A 24,121-nucleotide genomic window follows, 5' to 3' on the forward strand; every position below is an offset into this window, starting at 1 on the left:
CCCCGGGCCGCGCCGCCCTACGCAGCCCGGACGACGCCGTCGCGCAGCACCAGCCGCTCCACCGCCTGCCCCGGCAGGCGGAGTTCGTCCTCGATGCGGACACGGTCGGCCTCGTCGAGCGTGACCGTCGCCGGGTACTGCGGGCCGAGGGCCAGCCGGGCCATGCGCCGGGCGCCGGTGTCCTCGTCAGCGGGTCGCAACCGGCCGCGCCCGCCGTCACCCTCCGCCGACGGGCCGGTTTCGGCGGCGTTCCGTTGCTCTCGCAGGCGATCCGTATGCCGGGCCACATCGTCCCAGAAGTCGTCCCGTCCGGAGGCCGCGCCGCGGGCCCTCCCGAAGCTCTTCCTCTCGACGGTCAGCCGATGCAGCTCCACGCCGATCGCGTGTGCCAGCTGCCGGTCACGCAGTGCGGCGAGCGTGGCCGGGGTGGACGCGACCCGTGCCGCGGCCTCGTCCGAGGCGAGCCGCGCCTGCCTCGCGGACGGCCGGGTGAGCCGCAGCAGCAGACGCTCGCACGCTGCCGCGGCGGTCCGCGGAAGCCACAGCAGACGCTCCGTCGCACGGCTGCGGGCCTGCACGACGGAGACCGCCGCCGCCACGTCGTCCGCTCGGTACGCATGCACGTTGATGCTCGCCGGGGCCTGGGACCCCCCTGCCGCCATGGCCCGCACCCCACCGCGCAACGCCCCGAGGGCCGAGCCCACGAACACGCCGCGCCGGACGTTGCGGGGGCCGCTCTCGATCATCGCCTGCGCGACGGCGGCGATGCGCTGCTGGGGAGGACAGCCACCCCAGAGGGGGAGTCCCAGCGCCAGGCACCGCCTGCGGCGGAACCCGTGGTGGACGACGTGCGTGGAGAAGCCGGCGGTGAGCTGGACCGCGTCGACGCGTCGCACTCCGGCGCCGTCCGCCACCCGGTGCAGCAGCGCGAACAGAGCCGGCGCGTCGGTCTCCCGCAGCGTGGGAAGCTCCGGGTCGAGGCGCCCGGGGCGCGGGCGGAGCGCGAGCGTCAGTGCGAGCAGGAGCAGTCCGATCATGGGCTGGACCACGGTGCTGAAGCCGAGCACGGTCAGCAGCAGACCGACGGTGAACAGCCCTGCCGTGACGACATGGAAGACGCCCGCGACCATGTACGCGGAGACTGTCGCGGACCTGACACGCGCGTCGCCGCGTGCTGTTCGATCATCGTGGCCGATCGTCATCTCTTCCCCCCGTAGTGGCGCGCGCCTTGCAGTGGCGTGACCAGGCGTTGATCTGATCAGCAACGCCGGACGAGGACAAGATCCCGGCCGAGGTACGGAGCTGGATTTGAGGTTCCCGCCCCTCGGCCCGGCCGGCCCGACTGCCCGGGGGAGCCGCTCGCACCCTCCTGCGACGCGCCCCTCCGCCGGTCGCGGTCGTCGCGGTCAGGCCGCCTCGCCCCTCTCCACGCTCCCGGGGCCGCTCTCCAGCAGCCGCCGGACCTCCCGCACCGCCGCCCGTCCCGCGCGGTTCGCCCCGATCGTGCTGGCCGACGGTCCGTACCCCACGAGGTGCACCCGCGGGTCCGCCGCCGCCCGCGTGCCGACCAGGCGTATCCCGCCGCCCGGCTCCCGCAGCCGCAGCGGCGCCAGATGACCCACACTCGGCCGGAACCCCGTCGCCCACAGCACCACGTCCGCCGGGAAGACACGTCCGTCCGCCCACGCGACGGCCTCCGGGGTCATCCGGTCGAACATCGGCAACCGGTCCAGCACCCCGCTCCGCAGCCCCTCACGGATCGCGTCGTTCAGCGGCAGTCCCGTGACCGACACCACGCTCCGCGGCGGCAGCCCCCGCCGGACCCGCTCCTCCACCATGGCCACGGCAGCCCGCCCCGCGTCCTCGTCGAAGGGGCCCTCACGGAAGACCGGCGGCCGCCGCGTCACCCAGGCCGTGGCCGCCGCGTACGGGGCGAGCTCCAGCAGGTGCTGCGTCCCCGAGGCGCCGCCGCCGACCACCACCACACGCAGCCCGGCGAACTCCTGGGGTCCGCGGTACCCCGCCGTGTGCAACTGCCGCCCGCGGAACGTCTCCTGGCCCGTGACACGCGGCACGAACGGCCGGTCCCAGGTCCCCGTGGCGTTGATCAGGGCCCGGGCGGACCACACCCCCGCCGACGTCTCCACCCGCAGCCGCCCGCCCTCGCCCTCCCGCACCGCCCGCACTTCGACCGGCCGCAGGACCTCCAGACCGAAGGCCCGCTCGTAGTCCTCGAAGTACCGCGCGATCACCTCGGACGACGGCCGAGCCGGGTCCGCCCCGGTCAGCTCCATGCCCGGCAACGAGTGCATCCCGTGCACCTTGCCGTAGGTCAGTGAGGGCCACCGGAACTGCCAGGCGCCCCCCGGCCCCGGCGCGTGGTCCAGCACCACGAAGCCCTGCCCCGGCGTGAACCCGGCGCGCCGCAGGTGGTACGCCGCCGACAGCCCTGCCTGCCCGGCGCCCACCACCACGACATCGGTCTCCCGTACCCCACGCTCGTCCGCATCCGTCACACCCCTGCGAACGACCGGCGGCCCGCCTCTCTTCCCACGCGGGGCGGATGCGTCAGGATGGGCCCATGTCAGACCGTTTCAGCTCCCGTGTCCTGCACCTCACCACCGGCTCCTCCGAACGCGTCGCCGACATCACCGGCGACTGCGAGGAGTTCCTCCGCGAGACGGCCGCCGGCCGCGACGGCCTCCTCAACGTCTTCGTCCCCCACGCCACCGCGGGCATCGCCGTCATCGAGACCGGCGCCGGCAGCGACGACGACCTGCTCGCCGCCCTCCGCGACCTGCTCCCGGCCGACGACCGCTGGCAGCACCGCCACGGCAGCCCCGGCCACGGCCGCGACCACGTCCTCCCCGCCTTCGTCCCGCCCCACGCCACCCTCCCGGTCATCGGCGGCCGCCTGGAGCTGGGCACCTGGCAGTCGGTGTGCCTCGTCGATACGAACGCGGACAACCCGAACCGTCAGGTCCGCCTGAGCTTCCTCGGATAGGAGACCGAATCGAGGCGGCTCACCGGGAACTGGGACACCGGCCACCCCACGGACTCCACCCCCCACCAGGTAGGCACACGGGCCCGCCCGTGCACACAAAGATTCCATATACATATAGATCTTGAACGTAACCAGGGGTGACTGGCGCCGCAAACTATGGCTAACGTCGCACTCGTCGAAGTATTGACTTCAAAAAATGAACACTTAAGGTCTCCAGGGTTGAACTGCGTCCTCGGACGTTGCCGAACGCCTACCCCCACCCCGGCCCCCCACCGGCGACGATGCCGGTGCCCCCAGGAGTACAACGTGACCATCACTGCGGCCCCAGAGTCAGGAGCCCGGACGGCCCACCCGGAACATCTCCGGCGTGTCGTCTTCATCACCGCCGCAGCCGCGATGGGAGGGTTCCTCTTCGGCTACGACAGCTCCGTGGTGAACGGCGCGGTCGAGGCCATCCGGGACCGGTACGACATCGGGTCCGCCACGCTTGCCCAGGTGATCGCCATCGCGCTGATCGGTTGCGCCATCGGTGCCGCGACCGCGGGCAGGATCGCCGACCGCATCGGCCGCATCCGCTGCATGCAGATCGCCGCCGTCCTCTTCACCGTCAGTGCCGTCGGCTCCGCGCTGCCCTTCGCGCTGTGGGACCTCGCCCTGTGGCGCGTCGTCGGCGGCTTCGCCATCGGTATGGCTTCCGTGATCGGCCCCGCCTACATAGCCGAGGTGGCCCCGCCCGCCTACCGCGGCCGGCTCGGCGCTTTCCAGCAGGGCGCGATCGTCGCGGGCATCGCCATGTCGCAGCTGGTCAACTGGGCCCTGCTCAACGCCGTCGGCGGCGACCAGCGCGGTGAGCTGATGGGCCTGGAGGTCTGGCAGCTCATGCTCGGCGTGATGGTGATTCCCGCCGTCGTCTACGGCCTGCTCTCCTTCGTGATCCCCGAGTCACCGCGCTTCCTCGTCTCCGTCGGCAAGTACGACCGCGCCCGCGCGGTCCTCCGCGAGGTCGAGGGTCCGGGCGCCGACCTCGACGGCCGCGTCGCCGAGATCGAGACCGCGATGAAGAGCGAGCGCAAGTCGTCCTTCAAGGACCTGATGGGGGGCGGCTTCTTCTTCAAGCCGATCGTCTGGGTGGGCATCGGTCTCTCGGTCTTCCAGCAGTTCGTCGGCATCAACGTCGCGTTCTACTACTCCTCGACGCTGTGGCAGTCCGTCGGTGTCGACCCGTCGGCGTCGTTCTTCTACTCGTTCACCACGTCGATCATCAACATCCTCGGCACCGTGCTCGCGATGATGACCATCGACCGCCTGGGCCGAAAGCCGCTCGCCCTCATCGGGTCGGTCGGTATGGCGCTGGGCCTTGCGTTCGAGGCCTGGGCGTTCTCCGCCGACCTGGTCGACGGCCGGCTGCCCGCCACCGAGGGCTGGGTCGCCCTGATCGCCGCCCACGTGTTCGTGTTCTCCTTCGCCATCTCCTGGGGCGTGGTCGTCTGGGTCATGCTCGGCGAGATCTTCCCCAACCGGATCCGCGCCGCCGCCCTGGGTGTCGCCGCCGCTGCTCAGTGGGTCGCCAACTGGGCCATCACGGCGAGCTTCCCGTCCCTGTCCGAGTGGAACCTGTCGGCCACGTACGTGATCTACACGGTGTTCGCGGTGCTCTCCATCCCGTTCGTCCTGAAGTTCGTCAAGGAGACGAAGGGCAAGACGCTGGAGGAGATGGGCTGACGTCGCCGCGGGCGAACTCGCCGGCGGAATGATCTGCCCGCTCGTCCGTCGGACCGCACGCCGCCGATGCCCCTGTGAGGGTGTCGGCGGCCGTGGCGTGCCGCGTGCTCGGGCCGGCCCGTCGGCCGTGGAACGGTGGCCGGCCGCACCGGTCGGCGACAGGGTCCTGGGGATGGCGGGGGTCGAGCGGGAAATCCGCGTGCCCGTGCTCGACCATGCACTGCCGGACCAGCAACGCCGATGCGCGCAGCGAACGCGGGTAGTCCTGGGACGTGAAGCCGTAACGGTCGGCCGGCAGGCTGCCGAGGTCCGAGGCCGAGCGAACGACCCCGGCGCTCTCCGGTCCGGACGCGCAGCACGCCGCCCGCACCGTCACCCCCGCCACTGCCCCCAACCGCCACGTGCGCCTTCTCATGGCCGCCGATACCAGCGGGAGGCGGGGACCCGGTAGGCGCCGAGAACAACGTCACCCCAGGTCACGAGCGACGCCCTCACCGGCGGGACCGGCCGGACGGGCCGGAGCCCTCGCGGAACGCGCTCCAGGTCCGGGTCACGGCCTCGCGGAGCTGCGCGTCGTCGAGGTCCCCCGGCTCGGCGAGGTCCGGCTCGATCGCGTAGTCCTCCAGTGTCAGGAAGACCTGGTCGAAGAGGTCGGCGAGCGGCTCACGGATCCGCTCGCCGTTCGCCTGGGAGGCCCGCTGGTTCTCCCACCAGCCGCGAGCGAACTCCGGTGCGGTGCACGAGCCGTGGGTGAACGCGTCGAGAAGGGCCAGCAGTCGTGCTGCCGCGCTGTCCGGGGCGACGTCCTCGGGCCGGGACCACGCCCGGTTCCGCGGGGGATGAGCGGCGGCGACGGCGGGCAGACCCGGGTGACTTCCGGAAACCGCTTCCGCGTAGCGACCGAACAGGGCTCGCGCCGCGTCCACGCCCTCGCCGAAGGCCGCTGAGATGAAGGCGGCGTCACCGGCGACGAGGGCGTGGCCCGCTTCCGGGAACAGCACGGCGCCCCGTGCGTCGGGTGTGACGAGCAGGCTGGGTGGACGGATCCCCGTCCACTCCTCGCCGACCGGCAGGGTCGACGGCCTCGGCAGGTCCGTGCCGGTGGGCCCGCCCGACCGGTCCGACAGATCGGTGCACAGGACCTGCGCCGCCCCCAGGGCACGGCAACCGGCCGCGATCCGCCCGGCCAACGCCGCGTCGACCTCCGCCCCCACGGGAACGGGGACCACCGGTCTGTCGCGCAGCCACGCCTGCGAGAAGGCGCCGTCCGGCCCCAGCACCGGCGCAGCGGCGCTCGACCGTTCTTGACGTTCCGGTAGTGTCATCCCCAGAGAAACCCATCGTCGACGATGCTCGTGAACTGTTTGTCGGTCAGCTTCCACGCCGACCAGAACGTACCGTCCGCCCGGAGCATGACCATTTTCTGGGACGCCGGATCGATGAACCCGACCGCCGTACCCTGATGTCTGTAGTCGAAACGATAGATCTTGGTCCCGTCCGCCGTCATGTGCGTGCGCATGGCGTCCTCGAACCGCTGCATGTTGGCCTTGTTCAGGTTTCCCGGGTTGTCGAGGAAGTCCCCGGCGTGGGCGTGGAACTTCTTGCTCATCACCTTCTGACTGGTGAAGTCCGCCTTGTCCGCCCAGCCGCCACGGGCGCACGGGGCGAGCCCCAGCGGGTCGGTCCAGGACAGAGGATTGTCCACGTAGGCGGCGGGGTTGGGCGCCGGCTCGAGCCCGAGGGGATCCGCGGTGGTGTAGCGAGCGGTCTCCGGGTCGTAGTGCCGGAAGTAGTTGTAGTGCAGGCCGGTTTCGGGATCGAAGTACTGGCCGGGGAAGCGCAGGGGTGTGTACGTGGTGCTGCCGCGTGCCCAGGCGGTGGTGCCCCACAAGGTGGCGCGGGCCCGCCAGGCGATCTCGCCCTGTTCGTCCACGAGTTCGCTGGGGGTGCCGACCAGGTCGGTGACGATGGCGAAGAATCGTGAGTCGATCTCCCGCTGTGAGGCGTCGGGCGTCAGGATCCGCTCGGTCTGGGCGAGAGGAGCGAGACCTTGGTGGTCCCAGGTGAGGACGACCGGGCTCGGCAGGTCGGGTGAAGTCGTGGTCTGCTCGCACAGGGTCGCACCGTCCCAGGTGAAGACCACCCGCTCGAGCACGGTCCTGCCGTCGTGTGCCATGCGCAGTTTGGCGGTGCGACGGCCCAGGGGGTCGTAGGTGTAACGCCAGCGGGTGCCGTCCGGAGTGATCACCGAGGTCAGGCGGTCCTCGGCGTCCCACGTGTAGCGCCAGGTGTCGGGTTTGCGTGAGAGGCGGGGCTTCTGTCGCGTCACCACCCGGCCGAGAGCGTCGTGCTCGAAACGCACGCCACCCGCCCGGGTGACGGTGGTACCCGAGTAGACGCGCTCCCCGGTGGCCTCGTGGCCGGGGTGCGTGGCCGGCCACGACGCCTCGGTCTGGTTGCCGGAGGCGTCGTAGGCGTACCGCTCGGTCCAGCCCCGTGCACGGACTGCGGTGATCCGGCCCACCGGATCGAGCTCGAAGGCGCGGGTGCCGGAGAGCTGGTCGGAGATCGCGGTGACATGCCCGTCGGCGCGGTAGGCGTAGGTGCGGCTGTTGAGGGTGCGGGAGCCGACGGTGAGCTGCTGGGTGGAGAGCCGTCCCACCTCGTCCCGGAAGGAAGCCAGGGTGAGGGTTTCGCCGAACACCCGCTGGAGCTCCCGGCCGGCCACGTCGTGGGTGAAGCGGATCTCGTGGCCGCCGGTGGTCATGCGGGTCGCGTGTCCGGCGGCGTCGTAGGCCAAGGTGGTGACGAGGCCGGTGGGCGTGGTGCGGCGGACCCGGCGGCCCGCGGCATCGTGAGCGAGCTCGAGGGTCCGGCCGTCGACGATCTCGGTCTTCAGCAGGCCTCGCCGGTCGTAACGCCGCACCAGGTCGCTGTCGGAACCGGAGGCATGGACCAGACGTCCGGCCCGGTCGTAGGAGTAGGACGTGACGCTGCCCGCGGCCTCCCTCCGGACGACCCGGCCGGCCTCGTCGTAGGCGTAGGCGATGACGTTGCCGAGATGATCGGTCCTGGCGAGCAGTTGCCCGGCCGCGTCGAGGCTGTAGGTGACGGTGCGGGCGTCGAAGTCGGTCTCGGACACGAGCCGGCCCACCGCGTCGTAACGGTACGTCCAGGTCTCTCCGTGCGGTCCGGTGACCTGGGTGAGCCGTAGGCCTGCGTCGTGCCGGAACTCGTGGCGGGCGCCGTCCGGGCCGGTCCGGGCGGCGAGAAGGTCGAAGTGGGTGTACTCGAGGCGGGTGACGCCTCCGACCGCGTCGGTGTGGGTGAGGCAGTTGCCCTCGCCGTCGTAGGTCCATGACTCGGTGGCGCCGTCGGGAGCCGTGTACAGCGCGAGGTGACCGTCGGGGGACCAGGCCAGGCGGCTGACGGCGCCGGCCGGGTCGGTGACGTGCACTTCGCGGCCGAAGGCGTCGCGCCGGATAAGGGTGACGCCGCCCTTCGGGTCCGTGATTTCCACGGGTAGCCCGGCGGTGTCGCAGCGCACGGTGGTGACGGCGCCGAGGGGGTCGGTCACGGACGTCGGGCGGCTTGCGCCGTCGTAGGTGAAGCGGGTGGTGTGCCCGGCGGGGTCCGTGACCGCGGTGCGGTTGCCACGGTCGTCGAACTCCTGGAACCAACGGGCGCCGTCCGGCCCACAGAGCTCTGTCAGGAGTCCCGACGGGCCGCGGGTCGCGCTCGTCTCGCTCCCGTCGGGATGCCTGACGGTGACCAGGCGACCGTTCTCCTCGTAGGCGAACGAGGTGGTGCGCCCCAGGGGATCGGTGCGGCTGCGGACGTTGTCGCGGTCGTCGTACGTGAGGCGTGTGGTGTTCCCCAGGGGGTCGGTGGTGGCGATGACACGGCTGTGGCGGTCGATCAGGTGGCGGGTGGTGTGGCCCTCAGCCGTGGTGAGGGTGGTGGTGCGGTGGCCGGTGCCGGGGTCGGGTTCGGTGTAGGTGAGGGCGATCTTGATGTGGCCGGCTTCGCCGCCCTCCGCCACGACCCGGTCCTGGTCGTCGTAGGTGTAGTCGTAGCGGCTGTTGTTGGAGTCGATCCAGGCGGTCACGCGGCGCTGGCCGTCGTAGACGAAGGTGGTGGTGGCGCCGGAGGGCTTGGTGACGGCGGTGAGGTTGCCGTCGAGGTCGTAGCCGTAGGACATCAGCGGCAGGTCGGCGCCGTCCTCGCCGGCGCCGGCGAGGGTGAGGGCGGTGATCCGGCCGTCCGCCAGGGCGATTTTGACGTGGTAGCCGCCGGAGTGGACCAGGGCCAGGGGGAGGCCGTCGTCGGTGCGGTCGACGGTGACGGTGTGGCCGTTGCGGTCGGTGAGCGAAGTCAGCCAGGCGGTGCCGTCCTCGCCTGGCTCGCTGCCGAACGGGGCGGTGAAGCGGCGGACCAATCCGGTGTCGGGGTCGGTGAGCGTGTATTCGCCGTCGCCGTGACGTTCCAGCAGGGTGTGGGACGTGCCGGACTCGGGCCGGGTGGGGGAGCCGGGGACCGGGTGGGGGTAGGCGATGAGCAGGCCGTCCGGGGTCACGTGGACGACGCCGATCGCGTCGATCTGCAGGTGTTCGTCGACCGTGGACGTCCAGGACGGCCCGAGGAACCGACCTGCCGTGAGGCCGGACTCGGTGCGCCGGGTGAACGTCAGCGGCAGGATGCCGGGCAGTTCGACATCGGTCTGCGGGAGGAACATCCGGCCCGAGGCGAGGTCGACGGGGTCGGTGCCGTCGGTGATGCGATGGGCGTCGGGGCGGCGGTGGGTGCCGTCAGGGACGTCGTCGAGGAGCTTGCGCAGCCGGGCGGCCTTCGCCGCGTCCGCGGCGATGCGCACGCCCTTGACGGCGGCGCCTCCGCCGCCGGTCGCCGCGGTGAGCGCCAGGTCGGGTATGAGCCGGCCGAACCCTTCGGCGGGGTCCTTCATGAAGTCGCTGACCATCTGCTTGCCGGTCCCGACGGGGTCGTTGGCGGCGAGGACCAGGCCTGCGGCGAGGTTGTTGAGGTTGGTGGTGTATTCGGCGGGGTGGGTGATGTTGTAGGGGTCGAGCGGGTTGATGCCGCGGACGAAGTTCACCAGGCCGGCGGTGCCCTTGATGATGCCGCCGCCCACGTGGTCGCCCATGATCTGCATCTCCTGCAGACCGGACAGCGCCTGCTCGGCGTAGGTGGGCTTCTCGGGCGCGGTGTCGCGGGCCGCACGGACGGCGCTGCGCGCTGTTTCGGCGGCGGTGTTCCGCTGTTTGCGGGCGTCGGCGAGGATGTCCTGCGCATCCTGCATCAACTGTTTGCCGGGGTCGGTGAACGTCGGCGAAGGGCGCGGCGGCAGGCCGCCGGCCGGATACTTGTCGGGGTCGGCGTTGTGGCGGTCGACGGCCTTGTTGAAGTCGTCGATTTTTTTGCGGTGCGCGTCCGCGGCCTCTTCGGAGGCCTTGACGCCTTCCTTCCACTTGTCGATCGCCCTTTGCGCCTGGTCCTGTGCCCAGATGACGGTTTGACTGAAGGCGTCCAGTGCGGCGGCGGCCTTGTCACAGGCGTCGGCGCCGGTGAACCACTTCGGCGGCTGTGTGCTGACGGCCTTGCGCAGTGCTTCGGCGGCCTCGCCCTTCAGTTTGGAGGAGTCCAGGCCGCGCAGGCCTTCTCCGGCGTTGTCGAACGCGGTCTGGAAGCCGCGGATTTTGTCGGCGGTGGCCTGGATCTTGTCCGGGCTGCCGTAGATGAGTTTGGTCTTGTCCTCGGTTTGTCCGAGGTCCATCTCGTCGACCTCGGCGCCCATCCGGTTGGCCACCGAACGCGACTGCTCGCGCACCCAGTCCGCGCCGGAGTCCCAGCCGACATCCTCCAGGCGGTCGGCGGTCCAGTCGCCCGCGCCCTCGATCTTGTTGCCGGCCCACTCGACGCCGTCCTCGACCACGTTCTCGACGGAGTCCGGCGTGATGTCCTTGATGAAGTCGCCGATACCCATGCTCAGTTACCCCCGCCGTCACCGCTCTGCTGCTGTTGCTCCTGCTGGGCGCGTTCCTCGGGCGACGGGCCGAACGTGTCGTCGAGCGCCTGGTTCCACTGGTCGTCGCTGATGCCGAGCGCGTCGTTGAGCATGTCCGCCTGACGCCCGCCCTGACCCTCGGTCATCACCGTGCGACCGGTGTCCTTCCAGGTCTGCTCGATGTCCTGCCCGGCCTGCTCGAAGGACTCCTTGCTCCAGTCCGGGTCCAGGTAGTCGGGTGTGAAGACATCGCCCCAGTCCTGCTGGGCGATCTCCTCCTCGCTGGCGTGCGGGCTGCCGCCCGCCAGGGCGTTGACGCCCACCTTGAGCGTGCCCTCGACGTACTGGTCGTGCTCCCACTGCGTACCGGCCGCCAGGCCGAGACGGTTGGCGATCGCGGACGCGTCGCTCACCAGCGCGCGCACGCCCCACTCCCACCGCTCGCAGAAGTCCTCGAAGTCGACCGACAGGCCGTGGTGGCCGGCCTCCATGCCGGTCATCGCCAGGGAGGAGAAGCCTTTGCCCATCACCGAGCCGGTGGCGCCGCCCAGCTCCCCGAGCTGGTCGATGGTCGCGCCCACGCCCTGCGTGAACTTGACCACCGACGCCTTGTCGAAGTTGAGGTCCATCCCGTCACCGCCCACGACCGGCCCCCTCCACATCCACGTCCACAGCAGCGGCGTCCGGGACGATGCCGGTCACCGGCGGGAAGAACATCGAGCCGTCCTCCGTCGCGATGTCGACCGCGAGCCCCGCCGGCTCACCCAGGCCCGGCACGATCTCGTCCACGATCCGTGCGCCCAGCAACGCCGCGTACTCCAACGGCCGCTCACCCGCACCGCGTTGCACGGCGAACTCCGCCAGCGCCTCCTCGTCGGTGAACGCGCAGATCCACCGCACACCACCCGAATGCGCCGACCACAGCCCGCCACCGCCGTCGGACGGCACCAACAGAACCGACCGTCGCATCTCACCCACCAAGGCCCGTGGATCCCCGGCACCCGCTCTGCTGTCCGCGATGCGCTCGGCGAGCGCCGTCCTTGCCTGCTGCATGGCCCCTCCCACGTCCCGGGTCACTACCGGCACCGTAGAACAGGACGCACGTGCGCAGCACACGGTTCGCGCCCGCCACCGTTTCCCCCAGCTCAGCGCGCGATCGTCCGATTTTGCGACCGCCGAGACGACGCGCGAGGTGGCGGGACGTCACTCAGCCAGGTCGAGGAAGCTCCATCGTGCCTCGGGCCGGGCGCCGCTGAGCCACTTCCCGCAGTTCTGGAGCACCACCGGGCTCGAGGTGATGTGCTGGGTCCCCGTGTGGAGATCGCGCAGGAAGCGGTCGACCGGGCCGCGTCGGATCGCTGCCGAGCCCGCCCAGCGGTGGACCGTGTCACCCACCTCCCGCGCGGTCGACGTCGCGTGGTTGAGGACGAGGCGCAGCAGGGTGTCCTGTTCCGTGGTGAGTGGGTCGCCCGCGTCGAGGGTGGCCTCGAAGTCGCGCCACGCCTCCGTCACCCACGCCCGGGTGGCCCGGAGCCGGGCTTCCGCGGTCGCGTACTCCGCGTGGAACTGGGAGGTGTCGACGGCGGCGGCACGCGATCCGGTGCGGGCCCTGGCCACCTTCTGAAGCTCGTCGAGCAGGCGCCGTCCGACGCCGAGAGCCCAGCCGGTGTGACCGATCGCGGCCATGTTGACCAGACCGAGCCGGTAGACGGCGCCACCGTTGACCGGGGTGGTCGTGGTGGCGAGGTAGGTGTACTCGTGGGGGACGTACACGTCGTGGCAGTGGTAGTCGATGCTGTGTGTCGCACGCAGCCCGAGCACGTCCCAGTTGCCGTCCAGCACGACCTGCGACTTCGGCATGGTGAGGATCCGCATCTCCCCGGTGCCCTCGACCTGGATCAGGCTGTGGACGTGCGTGGCGTGCGCCATTCCGGAGGCGAACTGCCAGTTGCCGCTCACCAGGTAGCCGTCCTTCTCCGGCACGGCGCGGCCGGGTCGGGTGCCGTGCCCGGCGACCAGCGCGTACTGCCCGCCGGCGACGTCGGGGAACAGGTCGGACGCCGCGGCGTCCCCGATGAAGGCCGCGGTGGAGCCGGTCACCAGCTGCAGGGCGAACATCGTCCAGCCGGCCGCCGCGTCGTGGTAGCTGAGCCGCTCGACCGCCTCGATCAGCTGCGAGGGGGTGAACTCGTACCCGCCGAGGCTCTTCGGCAACTCCGCCCTGACGATCCCCGTGTCGAGCAGGGCCCGGGCGGTGTGTTCGGGAAGTCTGCCGAGCTTCTCCGCGGCATCCGCGTCCGCGTCGAGCGACTTGCCCAGTGCGTCGATCCGGTCCAGCAGTGCGGGCAGTTCCGGGCTGTGGTGCAGTCGAGCCGTGGCAGCCATGCCGTACCTCTCTCACCGTTGCTGATGGAAGGTCATATCGCATGTGGTCAAACGGAGTTGGGCGGGCGGGCCGGGGCGCGGTCCGTCATGCGCGATCGTCTCACGCGAGGGATCGCTCGTCCGGTGAAGAGCCGCAAAGCGGGGTACGGGACGTCGGCGGGACCGCGCCGGAGTGCGGCCCGACCGACGCGTGGACACGGCGTGGACCGTCAGCGGTGGCCCAGCACGTTGACCACGCGGCCGTTCGGGTCACGGACGAAGAACCGGCGCACCCCCCAGTCCTCGGTCCGCAGGGGGTGGATGATCTCCGCGCCGCTCTCCAGCACGGCCGCGTAGGCGGCGTCCACGTCATCCACTTCGACGCTCATGTCGGGAATGACGGGTGCGGTCCTGTCGCCGGCCATGAGACTGACCTGCGCCGTGGGACTGGACGGGGACGCGAGCGTCATGATCCAACCGAGGTTCATGACCTCCTCGAAGCCGAGCAGGCCGTAGAACTCCCGGCTCTCCCGCACGGCGTCCGAGTGGATGTTGGGTACGACCCGGCGAACGGCCATCGGCGACTCCGAGATGATTCGGGACCGGCGTTGAGGCTTCAGGACTACTACGCCACACCGGGCGTCGCACGCATTTCGGTGCACGCCTTGGCGGAGATCCGCGGTACGTGTGAGCCGGCCATGGAAAAATCGCCCTGGTCGACATGAGCGCGAGACGGCTGCGTGCCACTTGCACACCGGGAGGGGAGCCCGAGATGGCCCTGCTGTCAGCGAGCCCGAAGTGGCCCACGCTGCCTGAGTACGTCCGTGACTGGGCGCTGGTGGATGTGGAGACCTCCGGGCTGCGGCCCGGCCGGGACCGGGTTCTGTCCCTCGCGGTCGTCACACTGGACGGGCAGGGCCGCCGGACCGGCGAGTTCTCCACCCTCCTCGACCCCGGCTGCGACCCGGGGCCGGTGCACGTTCACGGGCTCACCCGCGCGCGCCTGGCAGGCGCACCCACCTTCGAGGAGATCGCGCCGCAGGTCGGTGCGCTGCTGAGCAGTCGTGTCCTGGTCGCCCACAACGCGCAGTTCGACTACGACTTCCTGGCCCACGAGTTCGCCCGCGTGCGGTCGTGGGTTCCTGTGAGCAACCGTCTGTGCACGCTGGCTCTCAACCGGCTGGTGGCGCCCGCGACGCCGGACCTCAAGCTGGGGACGCTCGCCGCGCACTACGGCGTGCGTCAGGAGCGAGCCCACGACGCGCAGGACGACGTCCGAGTCCTCGCGGGAATCCTGCGCGGTTCGCTCGACGCCGCCGAGCGGCTGGGCCTGAGCCTTCCGCTCCTGTCCTGTCCGCCGCGCCAGGACTTCAAGCCCTACGTGCCGAAGACTCCCTGTGCCTACCGGAATCCCGGCCGGCTCCATGAGGGCGGGCCCCTGGTGCAGGGGATGAAGGTCGCCGTCACGGGGGAGACCGGGATGGCCCGCGAGGAACTGGTCGCCCGCTCGGTGGCGGCCGGCCTCAACATGATGACCACGGTCAGTGGGCAGACCAGCGTCCTGGTCACCAACGATCCTTCCGAGGGGACCACCAAACTGCGGCGGGCCGTGGCCGAAGGCGTTCCCTTGGTGGACGAGCGGACGTATCTACGACTGCTCGACGGCGTGCGACCCGGCCAGGCCAAGGGAGCGACCCGACCCGGCGCCCCCGACCGGCCTCGCGCCGCGGCGACGCCGGCCCCTCCCCAGCTGCCGGCTCAACGCGCCGCCGCGTCCCCCGCACGGACCGCTTCAGCCGGGGCGGACCGGCCGCTCGCCGGACGCCGCGTGCTGGTTCTGGGCGGCACCCACGAGGAAGCCGCGGCGGAACGTGCGCGTGCCGTCGGCCTCGGGGCTTCGGCGGCGGTCAACCTCTCGGCGTCGGTCACCGACGTGGTGCTGCTGCCCGGTGGGGAATCGGACCGCCGGATGAGCCGCATCGGCTTGCTCGGTCTTCCCGTCCACGACGCGAACCGGTTCCTCCGAGCACCTGGTCCGGCCCCTGCCGCGGAGTCCCAGTCCCAGCCCTTGTCGGAGGACGCGGAGGCATCCGAGCCGCGGGACACGGCAGAGGTCCTGGTCCGGGGTGCGGTCGTCGATCTCCCCGACACCGCCGGGCAGTGGACGGTGGCGGCCACCTGGGGGCAGCTCGCCACGTGCGAGGTGGATGTCGTCGCCTTCGTCGTGGACGCGCAGGAACAGGTCGCGGGAGACGAGGATTTCGTCTTCTACGGTGCTCCCGAACACCCCGACGGCACGGTCCGGCTCGCCGTCGGCGGCCCGACGGAGCAGGCCGTCGACGTCCACCTGGAGCGTCTGCCCCTGGAGGCGAACAGGGTCGTGATCGCGGCGGCGATCGACGGTGAGGCGACGTTCTCCGACATCGGCGCGGTGGAGATCCTCGCCACCTGCGGAGTCGGCGAGGCCCCGACCGCCCGGGCCACCCTCGACGCCGCGACCACCGAGCGCAGCATGATCCTCGCCGAGATCTACCGCCGGGGCGACGGCTGGCGCCTGCGGGCAGTAGGGCAGGGCTACGACCACGCTCTCGCGGACCTTGCCCGGAACTACGGCGTCGACGTCGCCGATTGACGGCCGGGGGCGGAGAAGGTCCTCATCCCCGCCCCGGGACGGCGGCCGCCGCGGTGGCCGGGTACAGGGTCCAGCCGTCGGGGGCGGGGCGGCCGAGCCACGCCGCGGTGAGCGCGGCGGTCGCGGGGAACAGCGGGGTCGGGAGTTCGGCCGGCGCGGTCCAGGTCCATCGTCCGAAGACGTCCGGTTCGGTGAGGGAGGCCACCGGGGCGTCCGACACCGTACGCACGACGACGCCGGCGGTGAGGTGGGTGCGGTCCGAGGCGGTCTCCAGCGCGAACGCGAAGACCTGGGCGTCCCGCACCTCCCGAATCCCGCTCTCCTCGGCGATCTCACGGACGGCGGCCTCCTCGCAGTTCTCTCCCGGTTCCAGGTGGCCGCCGGGCAGGCACCAGGAGGCAGGCTCGCCCCGTTTCACCCGGCGCCCGACGAGGAGGCGACCGTCCGGCCGCAGCAGCACCGCGCCGACGCCCATCACGGGCGGGCGGTGCGGGGCCGGGGGAGGAGTCACCGAGGACCCCGGATCCGTCAACGCCGGTGCGGGGGCGGCAGGTTCACTGGTCATCGCCGCCACGATGCCACGGATCAGCCGCCCGGGACAGCCCGTCGGGACCGCCCCCGGGCGAGACCGTCGGCACCGTCCGACCGGGCTCGGCCGGGCAGGGGAAGACGTTCGGGGGCGGTGTTGCTCACCTGCTGGAAGACGACCGACGTACGGAATCCGGTGATCTCCCCGCGCTTGCTGAGCCGGTCGGTCAGGAAGGCGTGCAGATGATCGAGGTCCTGCACCGCCACGTGGAGGAGGAAGTCGTCGTCCCCCGAGAGCACGAACACGTGGAGGACTTCCGGCAGGCCGCCGGCGAAGCTCTTGAAGGCGTCGATGACGGTGCGGCTGAGCGGGCGCACCTGGACGGACACGAGCGCCTGCACGCCGCGGTTCAGGGCGGCGGGGTCGATGTCGGCGTGGTAGCCGCGGATGACGCCTCGTCGATGGAGCGCCCGTATTCGCTCCAGACAGGTCGACGGCGCTATGCCGAGTTGCCGGGCCAGGTCCCGGTTGGACCTCCGCGCATCTGTTTGGAGCAGCCCCACGATCGCCGAATCAAGTTCGTCCATGGCGGGTCACCGTACCCAATTTCACGCATACGTTCGGCCGTACGCCCGAAGTCTCCGCCGTCTGTGCAGCATGAGGTCGTCCGGTCGAACAGATGAAGGGACGGCGGCCGCATGTCTCAGCAGTTCCATCAGCTCCAGCAGTTCCAGCAGCTTCAGCACGAGCAGATCGCGATCCGTACCGGTGCGCGTTCGAGGCTTCCGGTGATCGTGGCCGTTCATTCCACGGCGCTCGGTCCGGCAGCCGGAGGACTCCGGCTCTGGCACTACCCCGACTGGCGGGAGGGCTTGGACGACGCCCTGCGCCTGTCGGCCGCCATGACCGCCAAGTTCGCGGTGGCCGGTTTGTCCAGTGGCGGAGGCAAGGCAGTCGTGGTCCTGCCGGAGGGGAAGGAACTCGACGCCGGCCGGCGCGGCGAGGTGCTGCGGGACGTGGCGGACGTCATCGCCTCCCTGGGCGGGAGGTACGCCACCGGGCCGGATGTCGGCACCGGCCCCGACGACATGGCGGTGATCGGGGAGATCACCCCTCACGTGTTCTGCCGGCCGGTACACCTGGGCGGCAGCGGCGACTCGTCCCCGCACACCGCGCGGGGAAGCCTGGCCGCGCTGCGGGCCGTCGCCCGACGGCTGTACGGCACCGCGAGTCTGGAGGGCCGCCGAATCGCCGTGAGCGGGCTGGGCCGCGTCGGCGCCGGCCTCGCTCGTCTCCTCGCCACGGAGGGCGCCGCCCTGACGGTCACCGACATCGACCCGGCCAAGCGCGGCATCGCCGACGAGCTCGACGCCCTCTGGTGCTCTCCCGACGAGATCCTCGCAGCGGACGTCGACGTCGTCGTCCCCGCGGCACTCGGGTCCGTCCTGACCAGGCGGACCGTCGCCGAACTGCGCTGCAGCGCGGTGGTCGGACCGGCGAACAACCAGCTCGCCTCGCCTGACGTCGCGGACCTGCTGCACCAGCGCGGCATCGTCTGGGTGCCGGACCACGTCGCGAGCGCGGGAGGAGTCATCAACGCCATCAGCACCGAACTCCACCAGGTCGATACCGATCAGGCCCAGGCGCGTGTCATGGCCATAGAGGACACGGTCGACGACCTGCTGGAGACCGCGCGACGCAGCGGCCTGCCCCCGGCGCGGGTGGCCGAGGAACTGGCCCTGCGCCGCCTGCGGCGCGCCGACTCATGAAGCCGTCGTCGTCATCGGAGCGTCAAGAGGGTCGCAGCCGGTGACGGAGAGGCCGGCGCCGGAACAGGCGGTGTCGTCACTCCGCGGCCTCGGCCGGACGCCGCTCGCGGCCCCCGGGGTGCCGGTGCCGCCAGACCCAGAAGACCGTGCACGACAGCAGGGCCCACCCACCCAGCACCAGGAACGGGAACACGTGCTGGTGGCCCTGGAAGTACACCGCCGTGTGCTGCGCGTTGACCGAGGCGCCGGGCGGCAGCCACTTGCCGATCGTGCCCAGCGGGGAGGGCAGCAGGGGCCAGGACACCGCGCCGCCGGAGGAAGGGTTGCCCAGCAGGACCATCAGCCCCCACGTCGGCAGGATCGCCCAGCGTCCGACCAAGGTGTTGAACATGGTGAAGACCATGCCGCCGGTGAACAGGGTGAGCGTGAGGATGAACCACGACTCCACGAACGGCAGGTCGAGCGCTCCGAGCAGCCAGTCCACGGTCGCCGCGATGGCGAAGCCGCCGAGCAGCGCGTAGGCGAGGGTGTACAGCGTTCGTTCGAGCGGGGTCAGGGACCGCGCGTGCACACTGAGCTGGATCGCGCCGAGGAAGCCGACGACGACGGCGGCCAACGTGATGTAGAAGATCGCCAGCCCTCGCGGGTCGCCCTCCTGGAGCGGATTGAGGTCCCGGACGGTGAGCCTGACGCCGGTCCTCGCTCCCACGGCCGGCGCCGTGTCGGCCAGCACCTCGGCGACCGAGGCGCCGGAGGCGCCCGAGAGGTCCAGGACCGCGGTCCTGCCGTCGTCGTGGACGTCGAAGATGGCGAAGACCTTCTGGTCGTCCATGGCCTGGCGGGCGTCGGCGAAGCTGTCGTAGGCGTGCAGCTTCACGGACGCGTTCAGCGCCTTCTCCAGGCCGTTCAGGAAGGCCTGCCCGCGCGCCTGTTCGTACGAGCCGACGACGGCGGTGGGGATCGAGCGCGGTGTCGGATCGGCCATCGAGTAGGTGTACGAACCGGCGAAGAGGCCGGCCGAGGCCGCCAGGATGAACACCAGCACGGTGGCGGGCCACAGCGGCGTCTGCCGGAAATCGTGCCACCGCTGCCGACGGCGCGGGGGCTGGGCCTGGGCACCTTGGAACATGTCCGCCATGGCTTGGACACTTCCACAAAGAGGTGCCGTGGCATCGAAGGCGTCGCCGCCCCGTAGGGCGTCCCACCCGCCCGGCGTGCGGGACGCGTTCCCGGGGCACGCCGGGTCCGGGGCCGCGCGTAGGGTCGGGAGGGGAGCGCATGGGGGATCGCCGGACGGATCGACGGGGAGGGGGCCGACGTGGCCGGAAGACGCAGGTGGCTGCTCGCGGGCGCCCTGATCGCCGCCGGCACGACGCTGCTCGGCCCGTCCGTGCCCGCAGGCGGCCTGTTCGCGCGGCCCCTGCCCGCCGACGCCGCCCGTGAGGTCGTCCCCCACCGGGTCATGACGTGGAACCTCTGCAACCCCTGCGGCGCACGGGACGTCGACCGGGCGAGGGAGATCGCGCTGTACGCCCCGCAGGTCGTCGCGTTGCAGGAGGCGTGCGTGAGCGACGTCGAGAGGATCCGCGACTACCTGCGGCGCTACTACGGGCTGGACTACCACGCCGCGTACGGGCCGGTCCTGCGTCATCGGGGGCGGTGCGGGGGAACGCCGTGGACCCCGGGCGGCTACGGCCAGGCCATCCTGTCGGCGGCGCCGATGACGGACCGTGCGGTCGTGGAGTACCCCGACGGCGGGTCGGAGGACCGCGGATACCTGGCGGTCACCACGACGGTGGACGGCCGGTCCGTCCGGGTGTTCACCACCCACCTCGCCCAACGGCGCCAGGAGAGCGTCCGCGCCCGACAGGCCGACGTCCTCGCCGCCGCGATCGCCCGGTACGACCGCGCCGTCGTGCTCGGGGACTTCAACGCCGTTCCCGCCGCGCCGGAACTGGCACCCGTGTGGTCGCTGGCCGCCGACGCGGACTCCCGGTGCCGGCCGTCGTCGCTCGACGGCTGCCCGACGACGACGGACTGGCGCGCACGGTTCGACTACGTCTTCCTGCGGGGCGTCACCGCGCTCGGGCAGCGGGTGCAGCCCACCTCCCACTCGGACCACGACGTGCTGTACGCGGACCTGGACCTCAACCGCTGAGCGGACCGGACGCGGCAACCGCGGCCGGCGGCCGCGGGCGTCGTCCGGGAACAGCCACGGCCCTCCGCGACTCGCCCTCCCACCCGCCGGGTCGCGACGGCCGGGCCCCGCGCCGGCGTCGCCGGGGCTCCGTCCACCCGATGCCGCCTTCCACCGCCGGGTGAAGCACATCACCGTTCGTTCGCGTTGGCGCGCACCCGCTGGGCCGGTAGTTTCCAGCGATCAATGGGAAGGACGTTGTACGACTTCCCTCGAACGCAGATACCTCGAACGCAGATACCTCCTCGCACCATCCTCCGACGATCCTCTGACGAGAGATACCGGTCATGTCTGCCCAAGAACCCACACACAACCCTCCGCAGCGCATCGGCGTGGTGGCCGAGTCCGTCCCCGGCGAGACCCGCGTCGCGGCGACCCCCGCGACGGTGCGGCAACTGCTGAAACTCGGCTACGAGGTCGTGGTCGAACCCGGAGCGGGTGAGCCGTCCGGCTTCACCGACCAGGCGTACGCCGAGGCGGGCGCCCGGACCGGTGAGGCATGGGGCGCCGACGTCGTGCTGAAGGTCAACGCCCCCTCGGAGGCGGAGATCGCCCGGCTCGGCCCGGGCGCGACCGTGGCGGGCCTGCTCGCCCCGGCGCAGAAGCCCGAGCTGCTGCGGGCGCTGTCCGACGCCGGGGTGACGGCCCTCGCCCTCGACGCCGTGCCGCGGATCTCCCGCGCCCAGTCGATGGACGTGCTCTCCTCGATGGCGAACATCGCGGGCTACCGCGCGGTCGTGGAGGCCGCGCACGTCTTCGGGCGCTTCTTCACCGGCCAGGTCACCGCGGCGGGCAAGGTGCCGCCGGCGAAGGTGCTGGTCGCCGGTGCGGGCGTGGCCGGCCTCGCGGCCATCGGCGCGGCCTCCAGCCTGGGGGCGATCGTGCGGGCCACCGACCCGCGCCCGGAGGTCGCCGACCAGGTGAAATCCCTGGGCGGAGAGTACCTGCCGGTGCACGTGGAGCAGGAGGCGAGCACCGACGGCTACGCCAAGGCCACCTCGGCCGACTACGACCGCGCCGCCGCCGAGCTCTACCACCAGCAGGCCGCCGACGTGGACATCGTGATCACCACCGCGCTGATCCCGGGACGGCCCGCGCCGCGCCTGCTGACGGCCGAGGACGTCGCCGTCATGCAGCCGGGCAGCGTCGTCGTCGACATGGCGGCCGCCCAGGGCGGCAACGTCGAGGGCACCGTGCCCGGACGCACGGTGGTCACCGACAACGGCGTCACCCTCATCGGCTACACCGACCTCGCTTCCCGGCTCCCGGCGCAGGCCTCGCAGCTGTTCGGCACCAACCTGCTCAACCTGGTCAAGCTGCTCACGCCCGGCAAGGACGGCCGGCTGGCGATCGACTTCGACGACGTGGTGCAGCGGGCCGTCACCGTGGTCCGCGACGGCGACGTGACGTGGCCGCCCCCGCCCGTCGCGGTGTCCGCCGCGCCGGCCGCACAGCCCCGGAGCGCCCCCGTCGAGGCCGAGCCGAAGAAGCCGCGGACGACGCCCGCCGTCCGCTTCGGCCTGATCGGCCTGGGGCTGCTGGCGATGTTCCTGCTCGTGGCCTTCGCCCCCACCCAACTCGCCCAGAACTTCACGGTGTTCACGCTCGCGGTGGTGATCGGCTACTACGTCATCGGCAAGGTGCACCACGCGTTGCACACACCACTGATGTCGGTCACCAACGCCATCTCCGGAATCATCGTGGTCGGCGCCCTGCTTCAGATCGGGCACGAGAGCCGGATCGTCACCGTCCTGTCCTTCACGGCCATCCTGCTGACGAGCATCAACGTCTTCGGTGGTTTCGCCGTCACCCGCCGCATGCTGTCCATGTTCTCGAAAGGCTGAGCCGAGATGACTTCCCTGACGGCCTCCCACGCGGCCGACCTGGTCGCCGCCCTGTTGTTCATCCTCAGCCTGGCCGGCCTGTCCCAGCACCGCACCTCCCGTGCCGGCGTCGTCTACGGCATCGCGGGCATGGCGCTCGCGCTCGCCGCCACGGTCGTGGTGGCGGCCAGAGCCGGAACGGCGGGCACGGTCGGGCTGATCGTGCTGGCGATGGCGCTCGGCGCGGTGCTCGGCCTGTGGCAGGCACGCCGCGTCGAGATGACGCAGATGCCCGAACTGATCGCGGTGCTGCACAGCTTCGTCGGCCTGGCCGCCGTGTTCGTGGGCTGGAACAGCTACCTGGAGGCGGAGTCGAACGACGAGGCGCGCCAGGCCCTGTCGGACGCCGGTCTGCTGGGCATCCATCACGCCGAGGTGTTCATCGGCATCTTCATCGGCGCGGTCACCTTCACCGGCTCGATCGTCGCGTACCTGAAGCTCTCCGCGCGGATCAAGTCCCGCCCGCTGACGCTCCCGGGCAAGAACGCGCTGAACCTCGGCGCGCTCGGCGCCTTCGTGCTGCTGACGGTCTGGTTCGTCGTCGCGCCGAGCCTGCCGCTGATGATCGTCGTCACCGTGCTGGCGCTGGCGCTCGGCTGGCACCTCGTCGCCTCGATCGGCGGCGGCGACATGCCCGTCGTCGTCTCCATGCTGAACAGCTACTCGGGCTGGGCCGCCGCGGCGGCCGGCTTCCTGCTCGACAACAACCTGCTCATCGTCACCGGCGCGCTGGTCGGCTCCTCCGGCGCGTACCTGTCCTTCATCATGTGCAAGGCCATGAACCGCTCCTTCCTCTCCGTGATCGCCGGCGGTTTCGGGATCGAGGCGCCGACCGGCGGTTCCGAGGAACACGGCGAGCACCGCGAGGTGCGCGCCGCCGAGGTGGCCGAGACGCTGGCCCAGGCCCGCTCGGTGGTCATCACCCCCGGCTACGGCATGGCCGTCGCCCAGGCGCAGCACCCGGTCGCCGAACTGACCCGGCGTCTGCGGGAGCGCGGCGTCGAGGTCCGCTTCGGTGTCCACCCCGTCGCCGGCCGCCTGCCCGGGCACATGAACGTGCTGCTGGCCGAGGCCAAGGTGCCCTACGACATCGTCCTCGAGATGGACGAGATCAACGACGACTTCGCCGCCACCTCGGTGGTGCTGGTCATCGGCGCCAACGACACCGTCAACCCGGCGGCGGAGGAGGACCCGGCCAGCCCCATCGCCGGCATGCCGGTGCTGCGGGTCTGGGAGGCGGAGCAGGTCGTCGTCTTCAAGCGGTCCATGGCCTCCGGCTACGCGGGCGTGCAGAACCCGCTGTTCTTCCGCGAGAACAGCGGCATGTTGTTCGGCGACGCCAAGCAGAGCGTCGAGGACATCCTCAGCGCGCTCGGCTCCGACGGCCCGGACCGGGCCGCCGGCGGCCGGGCGGCGGGTACGGACGGGGGCCTGGCGGTGGTCGGCTGACGGCACACCGGACGCGGGCGGGCCGCCGCCGGGCGGCACGGTGACGGTGTCCAGGACGCCCACGGCGTCCGCGACGTCCACGGCGTCCGTGACGTCCGCAGTGGCAGGAGCCCCGGTCGGCGGGTACGGCCGGGGCTCCGGGCGTGGCGGGGCGGTCAGTGCGCCGGGCGCGCCGGGGCGGGAGAGGTGGCTGCCGCGTCCTGGAAGTCGGCGACGGCCTCGCCGTGGTCCCTCGCCCAGGTCGTCAGGACCTCGATGGGTTCGACGAGGGTGCGGCCGAGGCCGGTGAGGTGGTACTCGACCCGCCGCGGCGCCTCGGCACGGCGTTCCACCAGCCCGTACCGCTGGAGCCGGCGCAACGTCTGGGTGAGGACCTTGCGGGAGATCCCGCCGATGAGGTCGACGAGCTCACCGTGCCTGCGGGGGCGTTGGCTGAGCCCGAAGATCACGAGCACGGTCCACTTGTCGGAGATGATCTCGACCGCCAGGCGCGTGGGGCAGTCGGCGAGGAAGGCCGGTCCGGCGAGGTTCTGCATGGGAATCGAAGGTA

19 protein-coding genes are annotated in these 24,121 nt (G+C 71.5%); 7 read left to right on the plus strand and 12 right to left on the minus strand.

The window, feature by feature from the left end; translation table 11 throughout:
* Nucleotides 1-17 precede the first annotated feature (17 nt).
* Both ACFRAV_RS16085 and ACFRAV_RS16090 read right to left on the minus strand, forming a co-directional pair.
* Nucleotides 18-1,130 (minus strand): hypothetical protein, encoded by a 1,113-nt coding sequence (locus tag ACFRAV_RS16085; RefSeq protein WP_382555784.1) that lies wholly within the window; start codon nucleotides 1,128-1,130, stop codon nucleotides 18-20.
* Between the two features lie 276 nt (nucleotides 1,131-1,406).
* Complete coding sequence (locus ACFRAV_RS16090; RefSeq protein ID WP_382555785.1) at nucleotides 1,407-2,516, minus strand: NAD(P)-binding domain-containing protein; 1,110 nt, start codon at nucleotides 2,514-2,516, stop codon at nucleotides 1,407-1,409.
* 65 nt (nucleotides 2,517-2,581) lie between these two features.
* Between ACFRAV_RS16090 and ACFRAV_RS16095 the strand changes: the two genes are divergently transcribed.
* Nucleotides 2,582-3,004, plus strand: coding sequence for a YjbQ family protein (locus ACFRAV_RS16095; protein ID WP_382555788.1), 423 nt, complete (start codon nucleotides 2,582-2,584; stop codon nucleotides 3,002-3,004).
* A gap of 306 nt (nucleotides 3,005-3,310) precedes the next feature.
* A complete protein-coding gene (locus tag ACFRAV_RS16100) occupies nucleotides 3,311-4,726 on the plus strand; it encodes a sugar porter family MFS transporter (protein ID WP_382555790.1) in 1,416 nt (471 codons plus the stop codon).
* 491 nt (nucleotides 4,727-5,217) lie between these two features.
* Here the strand turns inward: ACFRAV_RS16100 and ACFRAV_RS16105 are convergent, their stop codons facing one another.
* The 6 genes from ACFRAV_RS16105 to ACFRAV_RS16130 form a co-directional block, all read right to left on the minus strand.
* Nucleotides 5,218-6,006 carry a hypothetical protein gene (locus tag ACFRAV_RS16105; RefSeq protein ID WP_382555792.1) on the minus strand — a complete coding sequence of 263 codons (789 nt, stop codon included), beginning with the start codon at nucleotides 6,004-6,006 and terminating at the stop codon, nucleotides 5,218-5,220.
* 41 nt (nucleotides 6,007-6,047) lie between these two features.
* Nucleotides 6,048-10,727 (minus strand): putative T7SS-secreted protein, encoded by a 4,680-nt coding sequence (locus ACFRAV_RS16110; RefSeq protein WP_382555795.1) that lies wholly within the window; start codon nucleotides 10,725-10,727, stop codon nucleotides 6,048-6,050.
* 2 nt (nucleotides 10,728-10,729) lie between these two features.
* Nucleotides 10,730-11,392: a hypothetical protein gene (locus ACFRAV_RS16115; protein ID WP_382555798.1), complete on the minus strand. Its 663-nt coding sequence runs from the start codon at nucleotides 11,390-11,392 to the stop codon at nucleotides 10,730-10,732.
* Nucleotides 11,382-11,801, minus strand: coding sequence for a hypothetical protein (locus tag ACFRAV_RS16120; RefSeq protein WP_382555800.1), 420 nt, complete (start codon nucleotides 11,799-11,801; stop codon nucleotides 11,382-11,384). Before ACFRAV_RS16120 ends, ACFRAV_RS16115 begins: the two co-directional genes overlap by 11 nt.
* Before the next feature lie 150 nt (nucleotides 11,802-11,951).
* Nucleotides 11,952-13,133, minus strand: a complete 1,182-nt coding sequence (locus ACFRAV_RS16125) for an acyl-CoA dehydrogenase family protein (RefSeq protein WP_382555803.1) — start codon at nucleotides 13,131-13,133, stop codon at nucleotides 11,952-11,954.
* Nucleotides 13,134-13,342: 209 nt separating this feature from the next.
* A complete protein-coding gene (locus ACFRAV_RS16130) occupies nucleotides 13,343-13,690 on the minus strand; it encodes a VOC family protein (RefSeq protein ID WP_382555805.1) in 348 nt (115 codons plus the stop codon).
* Between the two features lie 194 nt (nucleotides 13,691-13,884).
* Here ACFRAV_RS16130 and ACFRAV_RS16135 point away from each other — a divergent pair, with 194 nt between their 5' ends.
* The gene (locus ACFRAV_RS16135; protein ID WP_382555807.1) at nucleotides 13,885-15,744 is read left to right on the plus strand and encodes a TerD family protein; all 1,860 of its coding nucleotides are present in this window, start codon (nucleotides 13,885-13,887) and stop codon (nucleotides 15,742-15,744) included.
* Between the two features lie 22 nt (nucleotides 15,745-15,766).
* Here the strand turns inward: ACFRAV_RS16135 and ACFRAV_RS16140 are convergent, their stop codons facing one another.
* Together ACFRAV_RS16140 and ACFRAV_RS16145 are read right to left on the minus strand one after the other, a co-directional pair.
* On the minus strand, nucleotides 15,767-16,309 hold the full coding sequence (locus tag ACFRAV_RS16140; protein ID WP_382555809.1) for an NUDIX hydrolase: 543 nt from the start codon (nucleotides 16,307-16,309) through the stop codon (nucleotides 15,767-15,769).
* A 20-nt stretch (nucleotides 16,310-16,329) separates the two neighbouring features.
* Nucleotides 16,330-16,860 carry an Lrp/AsnC family transcriptional regulator gene (locus ACFRAV_RS16145; RefSeq protein ID WP_382555810.1) on the minus strand — a complete coding sequence of 177 codons (531 nt, stop codon included), beginning with the start codon at nucleotides 16,858-16,860 and terminating at the stop codon, nucleotides 16,330-16,332.
* 111 nt (nucleotides 16,861-16,971) lie between these two features.
* On the opposite strand from ACFRAV_RS16145, the gene ACFRAV_RS16150 reads away from it, so the two are divergent.
* Nucleotides 16,972-18,042, plus strand: coding sequence for a Glu/Leu/Phe/Val dehydrogenase (locus ACFRAV_RS16150; protein ID WP_382555811.1), 1,071 nt, complete (start codon nucleotides 16,972-16,974; stop codon nucleotides 18,040-18,042).
* Between the two features lie 76 nt (nucleotides 18,043-18,118).
* On the opposite strand, the gene ACFRAV_RS16155 is transcribed toward ACFRAV_RS16150, so the two are convergent.
* Nucleotides 18,119-19,180: an ABC transporter permease gene (locus tag ACFRAV_RS16155; protein WP_382555813.1), complete on the minus strand. Its 1,062-nt coding sequence runs from the start codon at nucleotides 19,178-19,180 to the stop codon at nucleotides 18,119-18,121.
* A gap of 180 nt (nucleotides 19,181-19,360) precedes the next feature.
* Between ACFRAV_RS16155 and ACFRAV_RS16160 the strand changes: the two genes are divergently transcribed.
* The 3 genes from ACFRAV_RS16160 (at nucleotide 19,361) to pntB (ending at nucleotide 23,571) form a co-directional block, all read left to right on the plus strand.
* Nucleotides 19,361-20,200, plus strand: coding sequence for an endonuclease/exonuclease/phosphatase family protein (locus tag ACFRAV_RS16160; protein ID WP_382555816.1), 840 nt, complete (start codon nucleotides 19,361-19,363; stop codon nucleotides 20,198-20,200).
* 326 nt (nucleotides 20,201-20,526) lie between these two features.
* The gene (locus ACFRAV_RS16165) at nucleotides 20,527-22,083 is read left to right on the plus strand and encodes a Re/Si-specific NAD(P)(+) transhydrogenase subunit alpha (protein ID WP_382555818.1); all 1,557 of its coding nucleotides are present in this window, start codon (nucleotides 20,527-20,529) and stop codon (nucleotides 22,081-22,083) included.
* A 6-nt stretch (nucleotides 22,084-22,089) separates the two neighbouring features.
* Nucleotides 22,090-23,571 carry a Re/Si-specific NAD(P)(+) transhydrogenase subunit beta gene (pntB, locus tag ACFRAV_RS16170; protein ID WP_382555820.1) on the plus strand — a complete coding sequence of 494 codons (1,482 nt, stop codon included), beginning with the start codon at nucleotides 22,090-22,092 and terminating at the stop codon, nucleotides 23,569-23,571.
* 155 nt (nucleotides 23,572-23,726) lie between these two features.
* Here pntB and ACFRAV_RS16175 read toward each other — a convergent pair whose 3' ends face one another.
* The gene (locus tag ACFRAV_RS16175) at nucleotides 23,727-24,107 is read right to left on the minus strand and encodes a winged helix-turn-helix transcriptional regulator (protein ID WP_382555823.1); all 381 of its coding nucleotides are present in this window, start codon (nucleotides 24,105-24,107) and stop codon (nucleotides 23,727-23,729) included.
* Between the last annotated feature and the right edge of the window lie 14 nt (nucleotides 24,108-24,121).

Source organism: Streptomyces sp. NPDC056600, assembly GCF_042792855.1.
Lineage (GTDB): Bacteria > Actinomycetota > Actinomycetes > Streptomycetales > Streptomycetaceae > Streptomyces.

Excerpts from the sequence above, each read along its gene's own strand:
- ACFRAV_RS16085 (WP_382555784.1), bottom strand. The coding sequence starts at position 1,130 with ATGGTCGCGGGCGTCTTCCATGTCGTCACGGCAGGGCTGTTCACCGTC.
- ACFRAV_RS16095 (WP_382555788.1), top strand. The coding sequence starts at position 2,582 with ATGTCAGACCGTTTCAGCTCCCGTGTCCTGCACCTCACCACCGGCTCC.
- ACFRAV_RS16110 (WP_382555795.1), bottom strand. The coding sequence starts at position 10,727 with ATGGGTATCGGCGACTTCATCAAGGACATCACGCCGGACTCCGTCGAG.
- ACFRAV_RS16120 (WP_382555800.1), bottom strand. The coding sequence starts at position 11,801 with ATGCAGCAGGCAAGGACGGCGCTCGCCGAGCGCATCGCGGACAGCAGA.
- ACFRAV_RS16125 (WP_382555803.1), bottom strand. The coding sequence starts at position 13,133 with ATGGCTGCCACGGCTCGACTGCACCACAGCCCGGAACTGCCCGCACTG.
- ACFRAV_RS16130 (WP_382555805.1), bottom strand. The coding sequence starts at position 13,690 with ATGGCCGTTCGCCGGGTCGTACCCAACATCCACTCGGACGCCGTGCGG.
- ACFRAV_RS16135 (WP_382555807.1), top strand. The coding sequence starts at position 13,885 with ATGGCCCTGCTGTCAGCGAGCCCGAAGTGGCCCACGCTGCCTGAGTAC.
- ACFRAV_RS16140 (WP_382555809.1), bottom strand. The coding sequence starts at position 16,309 with ATGACCAGTGAACCTGCCGCCCCCGCACCGGCGTTGACGGATCCGGGG.
- ACFRAV_RS16145 (WP_382555810.1), bottom strand. The coding sequence starts at position 16,860 with ATGGACGAACTTGATTCGGCGATCGTGGGGCTGCTCCAAACAGATGCG.
- ACFRAV_RS16150 (WP_382555811.1), top strand. The coding sequence starts at position 16,972 with ATGTCTCAGCAGTTCCATCAGCTCCAGCAGTTCCAGCAGCTTCAGCAC.
- ACFRAV_RS16155 (WP_382555813.1), bottom strand. The coding sequence starts at position 19,180 with ATGGCGGACATGTTCCAAGGTGCCCAGGCCCAGCCCCCGCGCCGTCGG.
- ACFRAV_RS16165 (WP_382555818.1), top strand. The coding sequence starts at position 20,527 with ATGTCTGCCCAAGAACCCACACACAACCCTCCGCAGCGCATCGGCGTG.
- pntB (WP_382555820.1), top strand. The coding sequence starts at position 22,090 with ATGACTTCCCTGACGGCCTCCCACGCGGCCGACCTGGTCGCCGCCCTG.
- ACFRAV_RS16175 (WP_382555823.1), bottom strand. The coding sequence starts at position 24,107 with ATGCAGAACCTCGCCGGACCGGCCTTCCTCGCCGACTGCCCCACGCGC.